This window comes from Brevundimonas sp., from assembly GCF_041648055.1.
In the GTDB taxonomy this organism is placed as follows: domain Bacteria; phylum Pseudomonadota; class Alphaproteobacteria; order Caulobacterales; family Caulobacteraceae; genus Brevundimonas.
The window spans coordinates 98,175-118,779 of sequence record NZ_JBAZPS010000004.1; the positions used below are offsets into that span (position 1 = coordinate 98,175).

The window sequence follows — 20,605 nt, forward strand, 5'->3', positions numbered from 1 at the left end:
CTGATTGTGTTCAGCCTCTCGACAGGGCCGATCTGGCTTGGCAACGTGAGGCGGCATGGGGCGTTTCGCGGGCATACAGCCAGCTGTCAGAGCTGACCCGGCCCCCGCCGCCACCGGCGAGGGCTTTGACGCCGCGCATGAGGCCATCGCCAAGGACCGGTCGCTGCAGTTCAGCATGGAGCCGCGCGAGGTTCCGCCGCCGCCCGATCCGCCGCCGAACTGGCTGCGCGGACTGTTCGAGTTTCTGAATGCCCTTGGTCCGCTGTTCCAGGTCCTCTTCTGGATACTGATCGGCCTTGTCGTGGCCGGGATAGCCTGGTTCATCATCCGCGAACTGATGCGCATCCGGGCACCGGAGAAGCGCGGCAAGACCGCCAAGCCTGCGCCCGAAGCCTGGCGTCCGGAGGCGGCGGCGGCACTGGCCCTGCTGTCCGACGCCGACGCCCTCGCCGCGCAGGGACAGTTTGCCGAGGCCGTGCACCTGCTGCTTTTGCGCAGTATCAATGACATCGAGGGGCGTCTGCCCAATGCGGTGCGCCCGGCCCTGACGTCGCGGGACATCGCCCGGCTGGAGCGGCTGCCCGATGCGGCCCGCCCGACCTTCTTGCGGATCGCTCGGGCCGTGGAAACCAGTCTTTTCGGCGGCGGCAGCGTCGATCGCGCCACTTGGGACGACTGCCGCGCTGCCTATGAGGCCTTTGCCTTCCAGGGGACCTGGGCCCGATGACCGACACCGTCGCCAGCCCCGGTCAGGCCACCGCCGTCAACGACGCGGGCGCGAGCCACAGCCCGTTCCGGCCGATCGTCATCATCGCCCTGATCCTGGCGGCGGTCTTTGCCCTGTCGGCCATGGCGGCACTGGACGCCTTTTCGCCTGAGCTGAGCAGCGGCAACGACGGCGGCGAGCATGCTCTCTCGAAATCGGCCGTGGGCTATGCCGGTATCGTCAGACTGATGCGTGAAACCGATCGACCGGTCGTGCTCAGCCGCGGTGCACTGGGGGCCATCAGCGACGAGAACTTGCTGGTCCTCACGCCGTCCGTCGGGCAGGAGACCGAGGCGCTGGACGAGCTGCGATGGTCGTCTCAAGCCACACTGCTGGTTTTGCCGAAATGGCAGACGATCGGAAAGCCCTTCAAAAAAGGATGGGTCGAGAAGGCCGGCCTGCTGGATGCGACGGAATCCCTGTCGGCTCTGCCGGACGATCTGCGGCCCGATCTGGTCATGGGCTCGAGACCGTTGACAGGCCAGGTTCAACTCTACGGGCCGGATGAGGAGCCGCTGGGTCGGCCGGTCGCGATCGAAGGCCTGCGTACCTTGAGCGGTCCCGGCTGGTACCCGCTCGTGACCGATGCACAAGGCGGCGCGGTCGTCCTGATGCACGAAGACACGGGCGTCATGGTCGTGTCCGACCCTGATCTGCTCAACACCCTGGGCATGAATGGCGAGGCCAAGGCGCAGACGGCGCTCGGCATCATAAATGCCGTTGCGGAGCCGGGACAGGCGGTAGTCTTCGACCTGACCCTGCATGGCTTCGGGCGACCGCGCAGCATCCTGCGACTGTTGCTGGAGCCGCCATTGCTGGGTTTCACCCTTTGCCTGCTGTTCGCGGCGGGACTGGTGTTCTGGCAGGCGGCGAACCGGTTCGCGCACCATCGCAAGGGCGACCGCGCCGTGGCCCTTGGCAAGAAGGCCCTTGCCGACAATACCGCCGCCCTGGTCCGGCTGGCCCGGCGCGAACGCAGCATGGCCCGGCCCTATGCCGACCTGATGCGTCAGCAGGCGGCCAAGGCCGTGGCCGCACCGCCCAATCTGTCGCGCGACGGCCTGACCCAGTTGCTGGATCGACTGGCCACGCGCCAGGGCGTGCAGACGGATTTCGAGACCCTGTCCACCGAGGCGGATCAGGCTCGCAACGCCGGTGACCTGATGGTCGTCGTGCGCAAACTGTTGAACTGGAAATCGGAGATGACCCGTGGACGTGGTTGAAGTCGGGGCGATCGCCGCCCGAATCCGCAACGAGGTCGCCAAGGCCGTGATCGGCCAGACCGACACCGTTGACCTGATGCTGACCGCCCTTTTCAGTGGCGGGCATATCCTGCTGGAAGGGCCGCCGGGCACGGCCAAGACCCTGCTGGCCCAGAGCTTCGCACGGACGCTGTCTCTGGCGTTCGGGCGCATCCAGTTCACGCCGGACCTGATGCCGGGCGACATCCTGGGGTCCAATCTGTTCAACTTCCAGACCTCGACCTTCAGCCTGACGCGCGGGCCGGTCTTTTGCGACCTGCTGCTGGCCGACGAGATCAACCGGACCCCGCCCAAGACCCAGGCGGCGCTTCTGGAAGCCATGCAGGAACGATCGGTCACCATCGACGGCGAGACCCATGCGCTGAGCGATCGCTTCACCGTCATCGCCACCCAGAACCCGATCGAACAGCAGGGCGTCTATCCCCTGCCCGAGGCGCAGCTGGACCGCTTCCTGTTCAAACAGACACTGGATTATCTGTCGCGCGAGGACGAGCTGATGGTGGTCAAGGCGCACGGCTCCCAGGCCGGCATGCCCGATCCCGAAGGCCTGGGCGTCACCCCGATCGCCGATCAGGCAACGGTCGCAGCGGCCGTCAAGACCGTGTCGCGGGTGCGGCTCAGCGACGAGATCGCGGCCTATGTCGTCGACCTGATCCGGTCAACGCGCGAGAATGCCGATCTGCAGACGGGGGCCTCGCCGCGGGCGGGGTCCACGTTGGCCGTGGCCGCGCGGGCGCGGGCGGTTCTGGATGGGCGCGACTATGTCATCCCCGACGACGTCAAGGGCCTGGCCCTGCCCGCGCTGAGGCACAAGGTGGTCCTGTCGGCCGCCGCCGAGATCGAGGGTCGCCGCGTCGATCAGGTGATCGCCAGCCTGATCGATCAGGTTCCCGCTCCGCGATGATCTATCCGACCCGGCTCAGCATCCTGGCGGCCCTGGCGGGAGCGCCCATCGCGCTGCTGCTTGGCCTGGTGCAGCCGGGCCTGTGGCTGGCGGCACCCGCCTGGCTGATGGGTCTGGGGGTGCTGATGTTGATCGACGCGCTGTGCGCGGCGGCCCCGCGCAGTGTCGGCATCACCTTCGATCCGCCCGGCTATCTGGCCGTCGCGGCCCCCGCGACCGCCCTGCTGCAAGCCGATTTCAGCCGCGGCGGCACGCGGCGACGTCTCGAGATCGCTCTCGATGCGGAGGCGCGCACGGGCCTGGACAGCGCCATCGGACGGACCGACCCGGCCCGGCGCGATGCCGTCCTGTTCGACATGACGCCCGTGCGTCGAGGGCTGGCCGTCTTCACCCAGGCGACCCTGCGCTGGCAGGGACCGCTGGGCCTGATCTGGCGTCAGACCCGGCGACCGCTGACCGAGGCCATTCCCATCGGGGCCGATGTCCGCCGAATCGAGGACGAGGCCGTGCGCTTTGTCTTGCGCGACGCCCTGCATGGGGCCAAGGCCCAGATCGACATCGGCGAAGGGGCCGAGTTCCACGCCCTGCGCGACTTCCACTCTGGCATGGACCGGCGCACCATCGACTGGAAACAGTCAGCCCGGCACCACCACCTGCTGGCCAAGGAGTTCCGGGTCGAGCGCAACCACCAGATCATCATGGCCCTGGACTGCGGTCGGGTGATGAGCGAGCCGGTCGGCGGGGCCCCGCGCATCGACCGGGCCATCCATGGAGCCCTGATCTTGGCCTATGCCTGCCTGCGCGAAGGCGACCGGGCGGGGCTGTTCGCCTTCGCCGAGCGACCGAAGCTGACCACCGGCGCGGTCGCCAGCGTCGCCTCCTTCCCCCTGCTGGTACGCCAGGCCGCGACCATCGACTATGGGACCACGGAGACCAACTATGCCCTGGGTCTGACCACCCTGTCGGCCAGTCTGAAGCGTCGGTCGATGGTCGTGGTCTTCACCGAATTCGCCGACATCACCGCGGCCGAACTGATGATCGAGACGGTGTCGCGCCTGATCAAACGGCATCTGGTCCTGTTCGTCGTGATGCGTGACGAGGAGCTGGAGACCCTGGTCTCGACCGTCCCGGAAACGCCGGAGGACGTGTCTCGTGCCGTGGTCGCCGCCAGCCTGTTGCGCGAGCGCGATCTGGTCCTGGCCCGGCTGCGTCGTCTGGGGGCCCATATCGTCGAGGCCGAGGCCCAGCATGTCGGCCCCGCCATCCTGAACGCCTATCTGGACCTCAAACGGCGGGACCTGCTGTGAGCGAGCTTCAACTCAAGAGCCAGCGGTTCCGCACCGAACGCGAGCGCGACTGGCGCCAGCTCGAAGCGCTCGTCACCAAGGCCGAGAAACGCTCGGCCGGTGCCCTGAGCAATGCCGAAATCCTGGCCATGCCGGTGCTGTACCGCTCCACCCTGTCGGCCCTGTCGGTGGCGCGCGAGACCTCGCTGGACCAAGGGTTGATCGGCTACCTCGAGAATCTGTCGGCGCGGGCGTATTTCTTCGTCTACGGGGCCCGATCCACGCCGCTGGAGCAGCTCAACGCCTTCTTCTCGCGCGACTGGCCCCGGGGGGTTCAGTCGATCTGGCGCGAGACGCTGGTCGCCCTGTTCGTGACGGCGCTGGGAGCGGTGGTCGCCTATGTGCTGGTCGGCGCCGACAGCGACTGGTTCTTCACCTTCGTCGATCCGGGCCTGGCCCAGGGACGCGATCCAACGGCGACGCAGGCCGCATTACGAGCCACGCTTTATGATGGCGCGGATGCAGACGGTCTGTCGTTCTTCGCCACCTATCTGTTCACCCACAATGCCGAGGTCGCCCTGCTGGCCTTTGCGCTCGGCTTTGCCTTCGGGGTGCCGACCATCGTGGTGCTGCTCAGCAATGGAGCCATGCTGGGCGCCATGGTTCATGTCTTCGTGTCCAAGGGGCTGGGCTATGAGTTTGGGGGCTGGCTGCTGATCCACGGGGTGACCGAACTGTTCGCCATCGTCCTGGCGGGGGCCGCAGGCCTACGGATCGGGTGGGCTGTCGCCTTCCCCGGTCGCCAGAGCCGTCTGGAGGCCATGTCCGGTGCCGGCAAGGCGGCAGGTGCCGTGATGATGGGGGTGGTCATCATGTTGATGCTGGCCGGCGTGCTGGAAGGGTTCGGGCGCCAGCTGATCACCAGCGACACCGTGCGCTACGCCATCGCGGGCGGCAGCGCGATCCTGTGGGGTCTGTACTTCTACGCGCCCCGCCCCGACCGGGTCCTGGCGAGGATCGGCCGATGACGATGGCCGCGCCGACCCCGGCCGAACGCAAGCGGATGCGCGTCCTGGTCACGCCCGAGGGGGTGCCGCTGAACCTGGAACTGGCCACGGTGGGCCAGCGGTTCGGGGCGCTGGCGCTTGACCTGCTGATCATCGTCGGCACCGTCGTCGCCGTCACCATCGCCCTGGCCATCGTGTTTTCCAGAACGCGCGGCGGCTCGGCCGAGATCATCGGCATCGTCTGGCTGCTGGGCATGTTCCTGCTGCGCAATGCCTATTTCCTGGGCTTCGAGATGTCGGCCCGGGCGGCGACGCCGGGCAAGCGTGTCATGGGTCTGCGAGTGGCAGCGCGAAACGGCGGTCGGCTGACATTCGAGGCGATCTTCACCCGTAATGCCCTGCGGGAACTCGAGCTCTTTCTGCCGCTCAGCCTGATGATCGCCGGTCCGATCATGGCGCTGCAGAGCGACATGGGCGGGTGGATCTATCTGCTGGCCACGATCTGGTGCCTGATCTTCGTGCTGCTGCCCTTCTTCAACGCCGACAAGCTGCGGGCCGGAGACATGGTGGCTGGAACCTGGGTGCTGCGCGCACCCCGCCAGAAGCTGATGCGCGACATGGCCGATGCGGGGGCCCGGCATCAGGCGGACCACAGCTTCACGCCGGCCCAGCTGGATGCCTATGGCGTCAAGGAGTTGCACGTTCTGGAAGAGGTGCTGCGCACCGGCGACCGCACCACCGTTCGGGCCGTTGCCGACCGGATCGCGCGCAAGATCGTCTATGACCGACGCGACGCCACCGACATCGAATTCCTGCGGGCCTACTACCACGCGGTGCGCGGCCGGATGGAGCAGGGGCTGCTGATGGGTCGCCGTCGGAAGGACAAATTCGACCGCTCTGTCTGAAACAGTCGGCTTGGTCAGAATTTGCCCGGCGAGGCGTCGTCAGCGGACTTTCTGCACGATTATTGCTTTTGTGGATTGTGCGGCGCAGCGAGCCGTGATTACTATGCGGCAGAACAGGATTTCACACGTGCCTCACACCATTCGCATCGCTGACCGCAGGAGCGCCGCCAAGGCGGTCGCGCTGTCGCATGCGCATGAGGCTCAGATGGCCCTGAACACCCTTATTTTCATTGTATCGCTCGTCCTGCTCCTCGGAGCGGTGTGGATGCACGCAACCTGACTTAAACCAAACTCAGGATCGCCCGCAGCCACCCGCTCCCGAAAGGAAGCGGGTTTTTTGTTGCGCGCGGTCCGGACACCTCCGGAACCGACCCCGCCCATGACGCAAGATTTTACCTCAGACAGCCGACCCCCGAACGCGAGAAGTCGCGCGGTTACGGCTGGCCCCAGCCGCGCTGCCGCCCGCAGCTATCTGCGTGCGGCTGGGATGCAGGATGCCGATTTCGACAAGCCGATGATCGCCATCGTCAACACCTGGTCGTCGGTCACGCCCTGCAACATGCACCTGGACCGGCTGGCGAAGGACGTGCGCGCGGGGATCATCGCGGCGGGTGGTTACCCGGTCGACTTCAACACCATCGTGGTGACCGACGGCATCTCCATGGGCACCGAGGGGATGAAGGCCTCGCTGATCTCCAGAGAGGTCGTCGCCGACAGCATCGAACTGGCCGTCGAGGGCCATCAGCTGGACGGGGTCATCTGCATCGTCGGCTGCGACAAGACCATTCCGGCAGCAGCCATGGCCCTGGCGCGGATGGATATCTCTGGCCTGGTCTATTACGGCGGCACCATCCTGCCGGGCCGGATGGGCGGCGGTGATATCTCGATTCAGCAAGTCTTCGAAGCGATCGGAGCCCATGGCGCAGGCACGATCGACGACGATCAACTGAAGACGGTCGAGACCGCCGCCTGTCCCGGCGCGGGGGCCTGTGGCGGTCAGTTCACCGCCAACACCATGGCCATGGCCCTGTCGGTCATGGGTCTGTCGCCCATGGGGGCCAATGACGTGCCCGCCGTCGATCCGGCCAAAGGTGCCGAAGGGATGCGTTGCGGTCGCCTGATCGTCGAGCGCGTCTTTGCCGGGGACACGGCCCGCAAATACATCACCCGCGCCAGCCTGAAGAACGCCGCCGTCGCGGTCTCGGCCTCGGGCGGATCGACCAATGCGGTCATGCACCTGACGGCCATCGCCGCCGAGGCGGGGATCGATTTCGGCATCGAGGATTGCCATCAGGCCTGCGTCGAGGCCCCGGTCATCTGCGACCTGAAGCCGGGCGGGCGCTTCCTGGCCTCGCACCTGTTTGCGGCGGGCGGCACGCGCCTGGTCACGCAGCGCATGGCCACTGCCGGCAAGATCGTGAACACCCCCACTGTCAGCGGGCGCAGCCTGTTCGCCGAAGCCGCCGAGGCCGAGGAAGCGCCCGGCCAGCAGGTCGTCACGACCTTCGACGCCCCGGTCATGGCGCGGGGCAGCTATGCCGTCATCTATGGCGACATCGCCCCCGAAGGTGCTGTCATCAAGCTGACCGGCCACAAGGTCGATCGGTTCGAAGGTCCGGCCTGCGTCTTCGACTCGGAAGAAGACGCCTTCCACGCGGTCCAGGACGGCGCGATCGGCGAAGGCGACGTCATCGTCATCCGTTACGAAGGCCCGCGCGGCGGACCCGGCATGCGCGAGATGCTGCAGGTCACGGCGGCGCTGAAGGGTCGGGGCATCCACGACGTCGCCCTGATCACCGACGGACGCTTTTCCGGTGCCAGCTATGGCTTCGTCGCAGGCCATGTGTCGCCCGAAGCGGCGGTCGGTGGCCCCATCGCCCTGATCCGCGACGGCGACCGTATCGCCATCGACGTCACCAATCGCCGGATCGACGTCGACGCCGATCTGGTGGCGCGCCGGGCGGACTTCGCCCCCCCGCCGCTCCGCCCGGCCCGCGGTGTCTTCGCCAAATACCGCGCCAGCGTGGCCTCCGCCGCTCAGGGGGCCGTCACCATTCCCACCCCGCCCCCCATTCAGTCCAGAGATGGACAGGTCAGGGCCGACTTCAAAGCTCACGAGGACGCCTGACATGGCCATCACCATCTACACAGACGACGACATTCGCCCCGGAGCCATCGCGGGCCAGCGCATCGCCATCATCGGCTATGGCTCGCAGGGCCGTGCCCATGCCCAGAACCTGAAGGACAGCGGCCACGACGTAGTCGCGGGCGTCCGTCATGGCGGCAAGGGCTGGAAGAACGCCACCGCCGACGGCATCGCCACCGCCGAACCCGCCGAGGCGGTCAGGGGCGCGGACATCATCGCTATCCTGACGCCCGACATGGCCCAGGCCGAGGTCTATCGCGAGGTCATCGAGCCGAACGCCAAACAGGGCGCGGCCATCCTGTTCGCCCACGGCTTTTCGATCATCTATGGCCGGATCACGCCGCGCGAGGACATGGACGTCATCCTGGTCGCGCCAAAGGGACCGGGCGATCTGGTCCGCCGCGAGTATCAGCGCGGACGCGGCGTCCCCAGCCTGTTCGCCATCGAGAAGGACGCGACCGGCAAGGCCCGTGATCGCGCCATGGGCTACGCAAAAGGGAACGGTGGGGCCACCGGCGGCCTGCTGGAAACCACCTTCCGCGAAGAGACCGAGACCGATCTGTTCGGCGAACAGGCGGTGCTGTGCGGTGGCGCGAAAGAGCTGGTCATGAGCGGGTTCAACACCCTGGTCGAGGCCGGTTACCAGCCCGAGATCGCCTATTTCGAATGCATGCACGAGCTGAAGCTGATCGTGGACCTGTTCTACGAGGGCGGCATCACAAAGATGAACGAGTTCATCTCCGAAACGGCCAAATGGGGCTCGGTCAAGTCAGGTCCGCGCGTCATCACAGACGAGACCCGCGCCCGCATGAAAACGGTGCTGGACGAGATCCAGTCGGGCCAGTTCGCCCGCGAATGGATCGCCGAAAACGACGCCGGCAAGCCCCGCTACGACGCCTGGGTCAAGGCCGATGGCGAACAAGCCATCGAGATCACCGGGGCCAAGCTGCGCGAGCGGATGGCCTGGCTGCATACGCCCAAATCCGAGGCCGCCTGAGACCATGACCGCTGCTGCCGCCATGACCATCGCCCCCGACGCCGCCGCCCCGCGCAGCGGTGCCCGCCTGCTGATCTCCACCCTGGAGCGGCTGGGGGTGGAGGTCGTGTTCGGCTATCCAGGCGGAGCGATCATGCCGGTCTATGACGCCCTGACCGGGTCTTCCCTGCGCCACATCCTGGTGCGGCACGAACAGGCCGCTGCCTTTGCCGCCGATGCCTATGCGCGGCGCAGCGGACGGGTCGGGGTCTGTCTGGCGACCTCCGGCCCCGGGGCGACCAATCTGATCACCGGCATCGCCAATGCGATGATGGATTCCATCCCGGTCGTCTGCATTACCGGCAATGTGCCCCAGGGCGTCATGGGCACGGATGCGTTTCAGGAGATCGACATCCTGGGCGTCACCCTGCCGATCGTGAAACACTCCATCCTGGTCCGCGACCCGGCCGACGTGCCCGCCGCCATTGAGGAAGCCTTCCACATCGCCGCCTCGGGCCGCCCGGGCCCCGTGCTGGTCGACCTGCCCAAGGACGTTCAGGTCGGGACGACGACCCAGGACTTCGGCTTCCCCTATCCCAATACGGTCGCCGCGACGGATCACGACGCCATCGCCCGTGCCGCCGAGGCGATCCGCCAGGCCGAGCGACCGCTGATCTACGTCGGCGGCGGGGTCAAGATCGGTCGGGCCGTTGACGAACTGCGCGCCTTTGCCGACGCGACGGGCATTCCGTCCGTCTCGACACTGAACGCCCTGGGCACCATCCCGACCGATGCGCCCGGAGCCCTGGGTATGCTGGGCATGCACGGCACGCGCGGAGCCAATGAGGCGGTGCAGGAGGCTGATCTGCTGATCGTCTTCGGCGCACGGTTCGACGACCGCGCGACCGGCAAGCTGGCCGAGTTCGCGCCCCATGCTCGCGTCGTCCACTTCGACATCGATCCCTCGGAGATCGGCAAGCTGCGCCGGACCGAGGTCGCCGTCGCGGGTGAACTGCCCGCCGGCATCGCCGCCCTGACGGACCATCTCACTCCGACACCGTTGAAGATTGACCCGTGGATGATGCGGTGCACGGCACGCGCCGCCCGGACCGCCTTCCGCTATGATGCTCCGGGCGACGGCGTCTATGCCCCTGCCCTGCTGAAGGCCATTTCCGAGGCCGCCGGTGACGACTTCGTCGCCGCCTGCGACGTGGGCCAGCATCAGATGTGGGCCGCCCAGCATTGTCGCTTTGCCAAGCCCGAGGCGCATCTGACGTCTGGCGGCCTGGGGGCCATGGGCTTCGGCCTGCCCGCAGGCATCGGAGCCAAGCTGGCCGATCCGAATGCGACCGTGGTCGTGGTCGCCGGCGACGGTGGCTTCATGATGAACATCCAGGAACTGGCCACCCTGCGCCGCTACGGCATCCCGGTGAAGGTGCTGCTGCTGGACAACAGCTCGCTGGGTCTGGTCCGCCAGTGGCAGGAGCTGTTCTTCGAGCAGAACTATTCCGAGGTCGACCTGTCGGACAATCCGGACTTCGTGAAGGTCGCCGAGGCCTTCGGCGTCGAGGCCTTCCGAATTAGCCGGCGCGAGGAGGTCCAGGCCGGGATCGCCCGCCTGCTGGCCGCCGACGGCCCCTGCCTCGCGCATGTGATCATCGACCCCCGGGAGAATGTGTGGCCGCTGGTCCCACCCGGAAAGAACAACGCCGAAATGATGGAAGGCGCCTGACATGACCGCTGATACCCTGCACCTGCATATCGACCGTGCCGACGGCTCGCTCCAGCGCCTGATCGGCCTGGTGGAGCGTCGCGGCTTTCACATCGACGGCCTGTCGCTGAGCGAGGACGGGTCGGGGCGCCGGGTCGAGATGGCCGTGCGTGGCCGCGACGCCGCCCGCTGCACCCAGACCCTGGGCCGCCAGATCGACAAACTGTTCGGCGTCACCCGCATGCCCGTTCCCTCTCATTCAGCAGCCTTTGTACCGGAGAGGGTTGTATGAGCCGGATCGCGAAAGCCGTCGCCGCCGATCCGAACCGGGTCATCGTTTTCGACACCACTCTGAGAGACGGGGAACAGGCCCCCGGCTTTTCCATGTCGCCCGACGACAAAGTGCGAATGGCCCGTGTGCTGGCCGATCTGCGCGTCGATGTCATCGAGGCCGGCTTCGCCGCCGCCTCGCCCGGCGACGAAGAAGGCGTGCGCCGCGTGGTCGGCGAGGTCGGGCGCGGTGACGAAGGGCCGGTCTTCTGCTCCCTGGCGCGCGCCAGTGAGGCCGACATCGATGCCGCCTGGCGAGGGCTGCGCGCGACGCAAGAGCGCCGGGTCCATATCTTCCTGGGATCCAGCCCGATCCATCGCGCCGCCAAGCTGAAGATGACGACGGACCAGGTGCTGGAGACCGCCGATCGGGCCGTCCGCTATGCCCGCACCCGCTTCGACGATGTGGAGTTCAGCCCCGAGGACGCGATCCGCACCGAGCCGGAGTTCCTGGCCGAAATCTGCGAAGTCGCCGCGGCCGCCGGGGCCACGACCCTGAACATCCCCGACACCGTCGGCTATGCGACGCCGACCGAGATCGGCGACCTGTTCCGCACCCTGATCGCCAGGGTCCGGGTGAGGTTCCCGCATGTCGTCTTCTCGGCCCACTGCCATGACGACCTGGGCCTGGCCGTCGCCAACACCCTGTCGGCCGTGGAGGCGGGCGCGCGGCAGGTCGAGGGGGCGATCAACGGCATCGGCGAGCGGGCCGGCAATGCCTCGGTCGAGGAGATCATCATGGCCATCCGCACCCGCGCGGACCGCTATGGCCTGCACACCGCCGCCGACAGCACACAGCTGGTGCGCGCCAGCCGGATGCTGAGCGAGATCACCCACACGCCGACGCCACGCAACAAGGCCATCGTCGGCATGAACGCCTTCGCCCACGAAGCCGGCATTCATCAGCACGGCATGATGGCCGACGCCCGCACCTATGAGATCATGCGGCCCCAGGACGTCGGGTTTGACGGCACCTCCTTTGTACTGGGCAAGCATTCGGGTCGCCATGCGGTGGCCAAACGGGCGGCGGCTTTGGGCCATTCGGTCGAGGGGCAGCACCTGCTGGACGCCTTTGCGGGCTTCAAGCATCGCGCGGACCAGATCGGCGAGATCGACGATCGCGAACTGCTGGCCATCATCGAGGCGACCCGCCCGTTCGCCACTGGGGAGCGTACCCATGTCGCGGCCTAGCACCCTGTTCGACAAGGTCTGGGACCGGCACGTCGTGGCCGCCGAGACCGAGGACACTCCGGCGGTCCTGTATGTCGACCTCCATCTGGTTCACGAAGTCACCAGCCCCCAGGCCTTTGCCGAGATCGAGAGCCGGGGCCTGAGGGTGCGCCGCCCCGACCGGACCTTTGCAACGCTGGATCATTCCACCCCGACCCTGCCGGCAGGCGCGGATGGCGAGCGGCCGTACGATACGCCAGCGTCCAAGGCCCAGGTCCAGACGCTGGAGGCCAACTGTGCGCGGCATGGCGTATCGCTTGCCGGATGGGACAGCGCCGATCGCGGCGTCGTCCATGTCATGGGGCCGGAACTGGGTCTGACCCAACCGGGCATGACGGTCGTCTGTGGCGACAGCCATACGGCGACCCACGGAGCCTTCGGCACCCTGGCGTTCGGCATCGGGACGTCCGAGGTCGGCCATGTGCTGGCGACGCAATGCCTGTTGCAGCGCAAGGCCAAGGCCATGCGGGTGACGGTCGACGGGCGGTTGCAGCCGGGTGTGTCGGGCAAGGACGTGGCCCTGGCCATCATCGCGCGTCTGGGTTTTGGCGGCGGCACCGGCTTCGTCATCGAATATGCCGGCGAGGCTATCCGCTCGCTGGACATGGAAGGGCGGATGACCGTCTGCAATATGTCGATCGAGGCCGGAGCGCGGGCCGGAATGATCGCACCCGACGCAACCACCGTCGCCTGGCTGCAGGGGCGCAAACATGTGCCCCAGGGCGAAGCCTTCGGGCGGGCCGCGGCGGACTGGCTGACGCTGAAGTCGGATGCCGATGCGGTGTTCGATGCAGAGGTCAGGATCGACGGAAGCGCGATCCGGCCCATGGCGACCTGGGGCACGACGCCCGATGCAGGATCGCCCATCGGCGAGGCCGTCCCCGTGCCGCACGACGCCTCGGGCGAGAAGGCCCTGGCCTATATGGGCTTTACCGCCGGAGAGGCGACGACCGCCTATCCGGTCGATGTAGTCTTCATCGGCAGTTGCACCAACGGCCGTCTGCCCGACCTGAGGGCCGCCGCCGAGGTGCTGCGCGGGCGCAAGGTCAAGCCGGGTGTGCGGGTTCTGGTCGTGCCGGGGTCGGAGGCCGTGCGGCGCGATGCGGAGGCCGAAGGGCTGGACCGGGTCTTCATCGACGCCGGGGCCGAATGGCGCATTCCGGGCTGCTCCATGTGCCTGGCCATGAACGGCGACAGGGTCGCGCCAGGCCAGTTGGCGGTGTCCACCTCCAACCGCAACTTCGAGGGCCGCCAGGGGCCGGGGGCCCGCACCATCCTGGCCAGTCCGGCGACGGCGGCAGCGACGGCCATCATGGGCGTGCTGACCGATCCAAGGGTGTTCATGAAGGAGGGTGCCTCCCTCAAGCAGGCGAGCGCCGCGCGCGAGACGATAGGGGTCGAGAATGCCTGAGCCTCTGAAAACCCTGACGTCGAAAGCCGTAGTCCTGTCGCAGTCGAACATCGACACCGACCAGATTATTCCCGGACGGTTTCTCAGCACCACCACCCGCAAGGGTCTGGGGGCCCAGGCCTTCTATGACTGGCGCTACGAGGGCGACGGCACGCCGAAGCCCGAGGCCGTGCTGAACCGCATCGATCCGACCGAGCATCGCATCCTTCTGGCGGGCCGGAACTTCGCCTGTGGCTCGTCGCGCGAGCATGCGCCCTGGGCCCTGCTGGACTATGGTTTCCGGGCTGTGGTCTCGACCGGGATCGCCGACATCTTCACCTCCAATGCCCTGAAGAACGGCCTGCTGCCCATCGTCGTCGATCAGGCGACCTGGGACGATCTGGCCGCCCATACGGAACAGCCCATCACGGTCGACCTGGAATCTTCCACGATCCGGCGCGGCAATGCACAGCCTGTCACCTTCGAGGTGGAACGGTTCGCGCGACGCTGCCTGCTGGACGGGGTCGACACCCTGGGCTGGCTGCAATCCCAACTGCCCGCCATCGAAGCCTTTGAACACCGAACGGAAACCGTCTGATGCCCCACACCAAATCCTTCGACATCGTTGTCCTGCCAGGTGACGGCGTGGGCCCGGAAGTCACTGCCGCCGCCACCGATGTGCTGCGGGTCATCGGCGATTTCTATGGTCACACCTTCCGCTTTCACGAGCATCTGATCGGCGGCGCGGCCATCGACGCCACGGGTGATCCCCTGCCGCCAGAAACCGTCGAGGCCTGCAAGGCGTCCGACGCCGTCCTGCTGGGGGCGGTCGGCGGGCCGCAATGGGACGGTGGCCAGCGTCGGCCGGAAGAGGGCCTGCTGGGTCTGCGCAAGGCCCTGGGTCTGTTCGCCAACCTGCGGCCGTTGCAGGTCTCGCCGGTGCTGGCCCATCGCTCTCCGCTGAAAAAGGAGATCGTCGAGGGCGTGGACCTGATCGTGTTCCGCGAACTGACCGGCGGTATCTATTTCGGGGAAAAGACCCGGACCGCCGACCGCGCCACGGACCTGTGCGAATATACGGTACCCGAGATCGAGCGTGTCGCCCGTGCCGCCTTCCAGACCGCCCAGCAGCGTCGCGGCAAGGTTACCTCGGTCGACAAGGCCAATGTCATGGAAACCAGCCGTCTGTGGCGCGAGGTCGTGACCCGCATCCATGCCGAGGAGTTCCCGCGTGTCGAGCTGGAACATGCCCTGGTCGATTCCATGGCCATGCATCTGATCCGCAAGCCGCGTGAGTACGACGTCATCCTGACCGAGAACATGTTCGGCGACATCCTGTCGGACGAAATCTCGGTCCTGGGCGGCTCCATCGGCCTGTTGCCGTCGGCGTCGCTGGGGTCGGGCGGACCGGGTCTGTTCGAGCCGATCCACGGCTCGGCACCCGATATCGCCGGTCAGGACAAGGCCAATCCCGTCGGTACCATCCTGTCGGCCGCCCTGCTGCTGCGCCACAGCCTGGGTCTGGAGGACGAGGCCAGCTCGATCGAGGCCGCTGTCGCTGCCGTGGTTTCGGCCGGGGCCGTCACCGCCGACCTGGGCGGCACACTGGGCACGCGGGCGGCGGGCGAGGCGGTGATCGACGGCATCCGCGCCATCCACTGGGCCGCCGCCCACCGCGTCCAGATGCACTGGGCGTGAGCTTGAGGCTTGACGGATGGCCCGTTTGTCCGTCAGCCTGCCTTTGAACCTAACGAGTGATCGCTGTGATCCAGACTGTCGCCCTTTCCGTCTCGCCGATGACCGCACCTCGCGGCGGCGCAGACGTGCGCGGCATTTCGACCGGTATGACCATGACCACCACGCCCACGGCGGGGACAGGTTAGCGCGCACCGATATGACAGGAACGCACAAACCCAACCCCGCCCGGACCCCCGGGCGGGGTTTTTCATGTCCCCCTCCCCTCTTCATCGCCCCATCCGAAAGACCCCGCCATGCCCCACCTCGCCATCCTGGAAAAACCCAGACCGCACAGCGCCGCAGCGCCCGCTGCGGTCGCCCCCGTCGTCGTCATGAAGTTCGGCAGTTCGGTTCTGCGTAACCCCACCGACGCGCCGTCGGTAGCGTCCGACATCTATGCCCAAGTGCGCCAGGGCCGCCGGGTCCTGGCGGTCGTGTCCGCCTTCGAGGGTGAAACCGACCGTCTGCTGGCCGAGGCGCGGGCGCTGGGGCTTGCCCACGACAACCACCTTCTGCCCGCCTATGTGGCCCAGGGCGAGGAGCGGTCGGCGGCACTGGTGTCCCTGGCCTGCGACCGGATCGGGCTGGATGCCGTGACGCTGACGGTACGCGAGGTCGGCATCCTGGCGGAGGGCCCATGCGAGCATGCGACCCCCGTGGCGCTGAAACGCGCGGCTCTGGATCAGGCGCTGCAACGGCATGAGGTGGTGGTGGTGCCAGGGTTCGGGGCCCTGTCGCCCGACGGCAAGGTCGTTTTGCTGGGCAGAGGCGGGTCCGATCTGACGGCTCTGTTCCTGGCGGCGGAACTGGGTCTGGACAGCGTTCAGCTACTTAAGGACGTCGATGGTTTGTACGACCGCGACCCGAACCTCGACCCCGACGCGAAACGCTACGACCAGGCCAGCTGGGCCGAGGCCAAGGCGCTGGGCGGCGGCCTGGTTCAGCCCGATGCGCTGGACATGGCCCAGGCGAGGCAGCTCAAGATCGAGGTCCGCAACCATGCCGACGGCCACCGCACGGTGATCGGTGCCGACGGCCAGCCACCACGCCGCCCCGTGCCGCATGAAAGACTGCGCGTGGCCGTGGCCGGGTGCGGCGTCGTCGGCGGCGGAGCCCTTGCCCGGCTGCTGGGCGACAGCCGAGTCGACGTCGTCGGCGTTCTGGTCCGCGATCCGTCCAAGCCGCGCGACGTGCCGGGGGCCGCGCCCGAGACGCTTAAGGCGCTTCTGGTGTCCGACGCCGCCGCCCTGCTGGCCAGACAGCCGCATATCGTGCTGGAGGCGTTGTCGGAGGCCGAGGCGGGCTATGCCTTGATCCGTACCGCGCTGGAGCACGGCGTCGATGTCGCCACCGCCAACAAACAGGCGGTCAGCAGCGACCCTTCCGGACTGCTGGCCCTGGCCGAGGCCAACGGTGCCAGGCTGCTGTGGTCGGCCTCCATCGGTGGCGGGGTGCCCATGGTCGAGACGCTGAGGGCCGCACGGGCGCAGGAGCCGGTTGTCGCCTTCGAGGCCGTGCTGAACGGCACCGTCAACTTCATGTTGGAGCGGATCGGCGACGGGGCGTCGTTCGAGACCGCCCTGAGCGAAGCCCGTGCGGCGGGCTTCGCCGAGGAAGACCCCTCGTCCGACCTGGAAGGCCTGGATGCCGCCGCCAAGGTACGTCTGCTGGCGTTCGAGGCGTTCGGGCGAATGCCGGATCAGGCCGATATCCCTCGCGATATCCTGAGTGCCGGCCGACCTGATGCGGCGGGCGCACGTCAGCTCTGTCGTTGTCGTCTGGAAGAGGGCAAGCTGATCGCCGAAGTGCGGCTGGCCTGCGGTCCGATGGACCCGCTGTTCGCCACGCTGAAAGGAGAGGGCAACGCCATGAAGGTCATCGGTCAGAACGGATCGGTCGTGCGGTGCAAGGGACGCGGTGCCGGCCGCTGGGCCACGGCGGAAAGCCTGCTGGCGGATCTGTCGGAACTGGCCGCGCACCGCGCCGCCCTGCGCGCGCGCGGACACGGCTGACCCATGGCCGTCTTCACACCCGTCGAGGAGGCCGACGCCGACCCCTTCATTAGACGCTTCGGCGCAGGCCAGCTTCACGCCCTGACACCGATCGCCGAGGGCATTCAGAACACCAACTACCGGGTCGATACCGACCAGGGGCGGTTTGTCCTGACCCTGTTCGAGGCACGAACGGAGGTGGCGTCCCTCCCCTTTTGCCTGGACCTGACCGACCATCTGGCCACGCGCGGCCTGCCGACGGCGCAGCCGCTGCGCGACGGTGCGGGACTGACGGTGGAACACTTGAACGATCGGCTTGCCGCCATCCTGCAATGGCTGGGCGGGGCGTGGAAGCGTCAGCCGTCGCTGGCCAACCATACAGCCGCCGGCGCGATGCTGGCGCGGCTTCACCTGTCCGCACTGGACTTCAAAGGCGTCAGGCCAAACCCCGTGGGACCCTCAGCCCGCCGCGATCTGTTCGAGGCCTGCGCCCGTCGCACCAGCGGAACCGACCGCGCCATCCTCGATCGCTGCAGCCCCTGGGTCGAGGCCGATCCCGGCCGCGACCTGCCGCAAGGGCCGATCCATGCCGACTATTTCCCCGACAATGTCCTGTTCGAAGGCGACGCCATCAGCGGAGTGATCGACTTCTATTACGCCTGCAACGACGCCCTGTCCTATGACCTGGCCATCGCCCTGTCGGCTTGGGGGTTCGATGCGGAAGGGGTTGCCATCCCCGCTGCATTGGAGGCGTTTCAAGCGGGATATGAAAGCCTGCGCCCGCTCAGTCCTGCTGAGCTGCGCGCGCTGCCTGCGCTGGGAGCCGTCGCCGCGACGCGCTTCACCCTGACCCGTCTGCACGATCAACTGTACCACGACCCGTCGGCTCTCGTGACCCCCAAGGACCCGGCCCCCTTCGTACGCCGACTGGATTGGTGGACGCGGGTGCCGCTCGCGGCCTAGATCCCGGAGCCCTCGCCCTCGACGGAAGGCGGGGTCAGCAGCAGGAAGGCCCGGATCCAGGCGGTCAGGACGGCGCGATCATTGAGCTGGCGCAGGGTGTCCAGGGCTTCGACGGCCAAGGCTTCAGGAATGCGGTGCCCGCGCCGGGTCTCGATCAGGGCGGCGGCATAGTCCGGCTGAAACTCCGGGTGGCACTGGAAGCTGATGGCGTCATCCCAGGCCAGGCCCGCATAGGGGGTGAAGTCGGAAGTGGCGATCACTCGGGCATCCGGAGGTGGGGCCACGACCTGATCCTGATGCGAGACAGGGATGGCGATACTGGGCGCACGCGGATGCATCCAGTCCTCGGTGACGGTCACCTGGTAGCGGTGCAAGCCGATGCCCCAGCCCTTGTCCGACTTCTCGACCCGCCCGCCAAAGGCGTGGGCCATGATCTGGTGGCCGAAGCAGATGCCGACCAGCCGGGTCCGGCCTCTGGCAGCCCGCAACCAGTCGACCAGCGGCGGGATCCAGGGCAGATCGTCATAGACCCCCGCCGCCGAGCCCGTGACGATCACACCGGTAAAGGCAGATGGATCGTCCGGCAGCACGCCCGCCTGGACATCGAACCGGGTGGTGGCCACGCCCTCGCCCAGCAAGGCCCGAAACCGCGCCGGATAGTCGTCGAAGTCGTTCTTCAGCGCCTCGGGCGGGTGGCCGGTCTCAAGAATGGCGATACGGGTCATGACGGCTCCGGCTGGCCTACCGATATGGGCGATCACGCAAGACGCGCCAAGCCCGATAGGTTATGCCGCCGTCATGGCCGAGCTTGAACCTGTCGTTCTGATCAATGTCTATCGCTGCCAGCCGGACAAGCTGGATGTCTTGATGGAGCATCTGACCTCGCTGGTTCGGGCGCAGCGCGATCTGGAGGGCTATATCTCGGCCACGCTGCATCGCGGGATCGACGGCAAGGTCGCGGCGGTGCATTCACTGTGGCGATCGCGCGAGGACTGGAAGGCCATGTCGCGCCATCCCTCCATCGCCATCCGCATGGACCCGATCATGGCCATCGCGACCTTCGAGCCGCACCTGTATGAGCCCGGCGAAGTGATCGACTGATCCGCCGTCAGTCGGCCATCCAGACTTCGGACTTCGCGCCCGCCTCGCCCAAGGTATCGACGACCCACCCACAGATTTCGCGCGCCGCCGCCTCGGCTCCGCTGGGCGGGTTCAGCACGACCATGGCACAGCCGTTCATCTTCATGGGGTTGGTCAGGGGCCGCAACCGCGCCTCGGCCACCAGCACGCGCCGCGCGCCGCCCTGATCCAGCCGACGCAGGAAGCCGTCGAAAGTCTCCATGTCCTTCAGCGGGGTCCAGATCGCCACCGTCGCCCGCGCATCGGCCTTCACGATGGCGGCCCCCGTATCGGCGGCGCGGTGATAGTCGTCGGGCTTTTCGAACGGCGGGTCGATCAGGACCAAAGGGCCGGGGGTACGCTTCGCCTCGACCACCGCCTGATCGAAGCCGTCACCGCCACGGGCATCGGCGGCAGCGAACGGTGCGAGGGCCTGGGTCAGAAGGTCCAGAACGGGCGGGTTCAACTCGAAGCCGACATATCGGTCCTGGGGCCCGAGGTGCTGCGCCATCAGAAGCGGCGAGCCTGGATAGAAGGTGACACCACCGTCCGGGTTCATCGCGGCGACTTCGGCCGCCAGGGCCTCGATCAGCGCTGGACGGCCATCGGTGGCCATCAGCCGGGCAATCCCGGCTTCGGCCTCACGCGAGCGCGCAGCGTCTCCGGTCAGGTCATACAGACCGGCACCGGCATGGGTGTCGAGCACCGTGACCGGCCCCGAGGCCTGACGCCGCTCCAGTAGCCACAGCACCAGGGCATGCTTGACCAGATCCGCGAAATTCCCGGCGTGAAAGCTGTGGCGATAGTTCATGGCCCCGCATCCCCCCGCTGGACGCCGGGGTCAAGAGGAACCGCGCCGGGTCTTCGCCGTTCGGCCTGTCC

The 20,605-nt window shown here is 67.5% G+C and carries 20 protein-coding genes; 18 read left to right on the top strand and 2 right to left on the bottom strand.

The features are described 5' to 3' along the window. Positions 1–55 precede the first annotated feature (55 nt). From WC585_RS10260 to WC585_RS10340, 17 genes are all read left to right on the top strand, one after another. Positions 56–727, top strand: a complete 672-nt coding sequence (locus WC585_RS10260) for a DUF4129 domain-containing protein (protein WP_373257865.1) — start codon at positions 56–58, stop codon at positions 725–727. Beyond that, a complete protein-coding gene (locus WC585_RS10265; protein ID WP_373257866.1) occupies positions 724–1,989 on the top strand; it encodes a DUF4350 domain-containing protein in 1,266 nt (421 codons plus the stop codon). The genes WC585_RS10260 and WC585_RS10265 overlap by 4 nt, the downstream gene beginning before the upstream one ends. Next, positions 1,976–2,932 carry an AAA family ATPase gene (locus tag WC585_RS10270; protein WP_373257867.1) on the top strand — a complete coding sequence of 319 codons (957 nt, stop codon included), beginning with the start codon at positions 1,976–1,978 and terminating at the stop codon, positions 2,930–2,932. Before WC585_RS10265 ends, WC585_RS10270 begins: the two co-directional genes overlap by 14 nt. Then, positions 2,929–4,239: a DUF58 domain-containing protein gene (locus tag WC585_RS10275; protein WP_373257869.1), complete on the top strand. Its 1,311-nt coding sequence runs from the start codon at positions 2,929–2,931 to the stop codon at positions 4,237–4,239. Before WC585_RS10270 ends, WC585_RS10275 begins: the two co-directional genes overlap by 4 nt. Next, positions 4,236–5,246, top strand: a complete 1,011-nt coding sequence (locus WC585_RS10280) for a stage II sporulation protein M (protein ID WP_373257870.1) — start codon at positions 4,236–4,238, stop codon at positions 5,244–5,246. Before WC585_RS10275 ends, WC585_RS10280 begins: the two co-directional genes overlap by 4 nt. Then, complete coding sequence (locus WC585_RS10285) at positions 5,243–6,130, top strand: RDD family protein (protein WP_373257871.1); 888 nt, start codon at positions 5,243–5,245, stop codon at positions 6,128–6,130. Before WC585_RS10280 ends, WC585_RS10285 begins: the two co-directional genes overlap by 4 nt. Before the next feature lie 127 nt (positions 6,131–6,257). Further along, a complete protein-coding gene (locus WC585_RS10290) occupies positions 6,258–6,410 on the top strand; it encodes a hypothetical protein (protein ID WP_373257873.1) in 153 nt (50 codons plus the stop codon). Positions 6,411–6,509: 99 nt separating this feature from the next. After that, the gene (locus WC585_RS10295; protein WP_373257874.1) at positions 6,510–8,258 is read left to right on the top strand and encodes a dihydroxy-acid dehydratase; all 1,749 of its coding nucleotides are present in this window, start codon (positions 6,510–6,512) and stop codon (positions 8,256–8,258) included. A gap of 1 nt (position 8,259) precedes the next feature. Continuing rightward, positions 8,260–9,273: a ketol-acid reductoisomerase gene (gene ilvC / locus WC585_RS10300; RefSeq protein ID WP_373257876.1), complete on the top strand. Its 1,014-nt coding sequence runs from the start codon at positions 8,260–8,262 to the stop codon at positions 9,271–9,273. Positions 9,274–9,277: 4 nt separating this feature from the next. Beyond that, positions 9,278–10,984, top strand: coding sequence for an acetolactate synthase 2 catalytic subunit (gene ilvG, locus WC585_RS10305; RefSeq protein ID WP_373257878.1), 1,707 nt, complete (start codon positions 9,278–9,280; stop codon positions 10,982–10,984). Position 10,985: 1 nt separating this feature from the next. Next, complete coding sequence (locus WC585_RS10310; protein ID WP_373257880.1) at positions 10,986–11,255, top strand: ACT domain-containing protein; 270 nt, start codon at positions 10,986–10,988, stop codon at positions 11,253–11,255. Then, complete coding sequence (locus tag WC585_RS10315; protein ID WP_373257882.1) at positions 11,252–12,484, top strand: 2-isopropylmalate synthase; 1,233 nt, start codon at positions 11,252–11,254, stop codon at positions 12,482–12,484. Before WC585_RS10310 ends, WC585_RS10315 begins: the two co-directional genes overlap by 4 nt. Next, entirely contained in the window at positions 12,471–13,934 is a 1,464-nt protein-coding gene (gene leuC, locus WC585_RS10320) for a 3-isopropylmalate dehydratase large subunit (protein WP_373257884.1), read from the top strand. The genes WC585_RS10315 and leuC overlap by 14 nt, the downstream gene beginning before the upstream one ends. Beyond that, a complete protein-coding gene (gene leuD, locus WC585_RS10325) occupies positions 13,927–14,511 on the top strand; it encodes a 3-isopropylmalate dehydratase small subunit (RefSeq protein ID WP_373257886.1) in 585 nt (194 codons plus the stop codon). Before leuC ends, leuD begins: the two co-directional genes overlap by 8 nt. Then, positions 14,511–15,611 (top strand): 3-isopropylmalate dehydrogenase, encoded by a 1,101-nt coding sequence (gene leuB / locus WC585_RS10330; RefSeq protein ID WP_373257888.1) that lies wholly within the window; start codon positions 14,511–14,513, stop codon positions 15,609–15,611. Before leuD ends, leuB begins: the two co-directional genes overlap by 1 nt. A gap of 293 nt (positions 15,612–15,904) precedes the next feature. Then, the gene (locus WC585_RS10335) at positions 15,905–17,662 is read left to right on the top strand and encodes a homoserine dehydrogenase (protein WP_373257890.1); all 1,758 of its coding nucleotides are present in this window, start codon (positions 15,905–15,907) and stop codon (positions 17,660–17,662) included. A gap of 3 nt (positions 17,663–17,665) precedes the next feature. Beyond that, positions 17,666–18,604 carry a homoserine kinase gene (locus WC585_RS10340; RefSeq protein WP_373257892.1) on the top strand — a complete coding sequence of 313 codons (939 nt, stop codon included), beginning with the start codon at positions 17,666–17,668 and terminating at the stop codon, positions 18,602–18,604. Here the strand turns inward: WC585_RS10340 and WC585_RS10345 are convergent. Next, complete coding sequence (locus tag WC585_RS10345) at positions 18,601–19,329, bottom strand: type 1 glutamine amidotransferase (RefSeq protein ID WP_373257894.1); 729 nt, start codon at positions 19,327–19,329, stop codon at positions 18,601–18,603. The two genes, WC585_RS10340 and WC585_RS10345, sit on opposite strands and share 4 nt — an antisense overlap. A 73-nt stretch (positions 19,330–19,402) precedes the next feature. Here WC585_RS10345 and WC585_RS10350 point away from each other — a divergent pair, with 73 nt between their 5' ends. Beyond that, positions 19,403–19,705, top strand: coding sequence for an antibiotic biosynthesis monooxygenase family protein (locus WC585_RS10350; protein ID WP_373257896.1), 303 nt, complete (start codon positions 19,403–19,405; stop codon positions 19,703–19,705). A gap of 7 nt (positions 19,706–19,712) precedes the next feature. Here the strand turns inward: WC585_RS10350 and rlmJ are convergent, their stop codons facing one another. After that, positions 19,713–20,534: a 23S rRNA (adenine(2030)-N(6))-methyltransferase RlmJ gene (rlmJ, locus tag WC585_RS10355; protein ID WP_373257898.1), complete on the bottom strand. Its 822-nt coding sequence runs from the start codon at positions 20,532–20,534 to the stop codon at positions 19,713–19,715. Between the last annotated feature and the right edge of the window lie 71 nt (positions 20,535–20,605).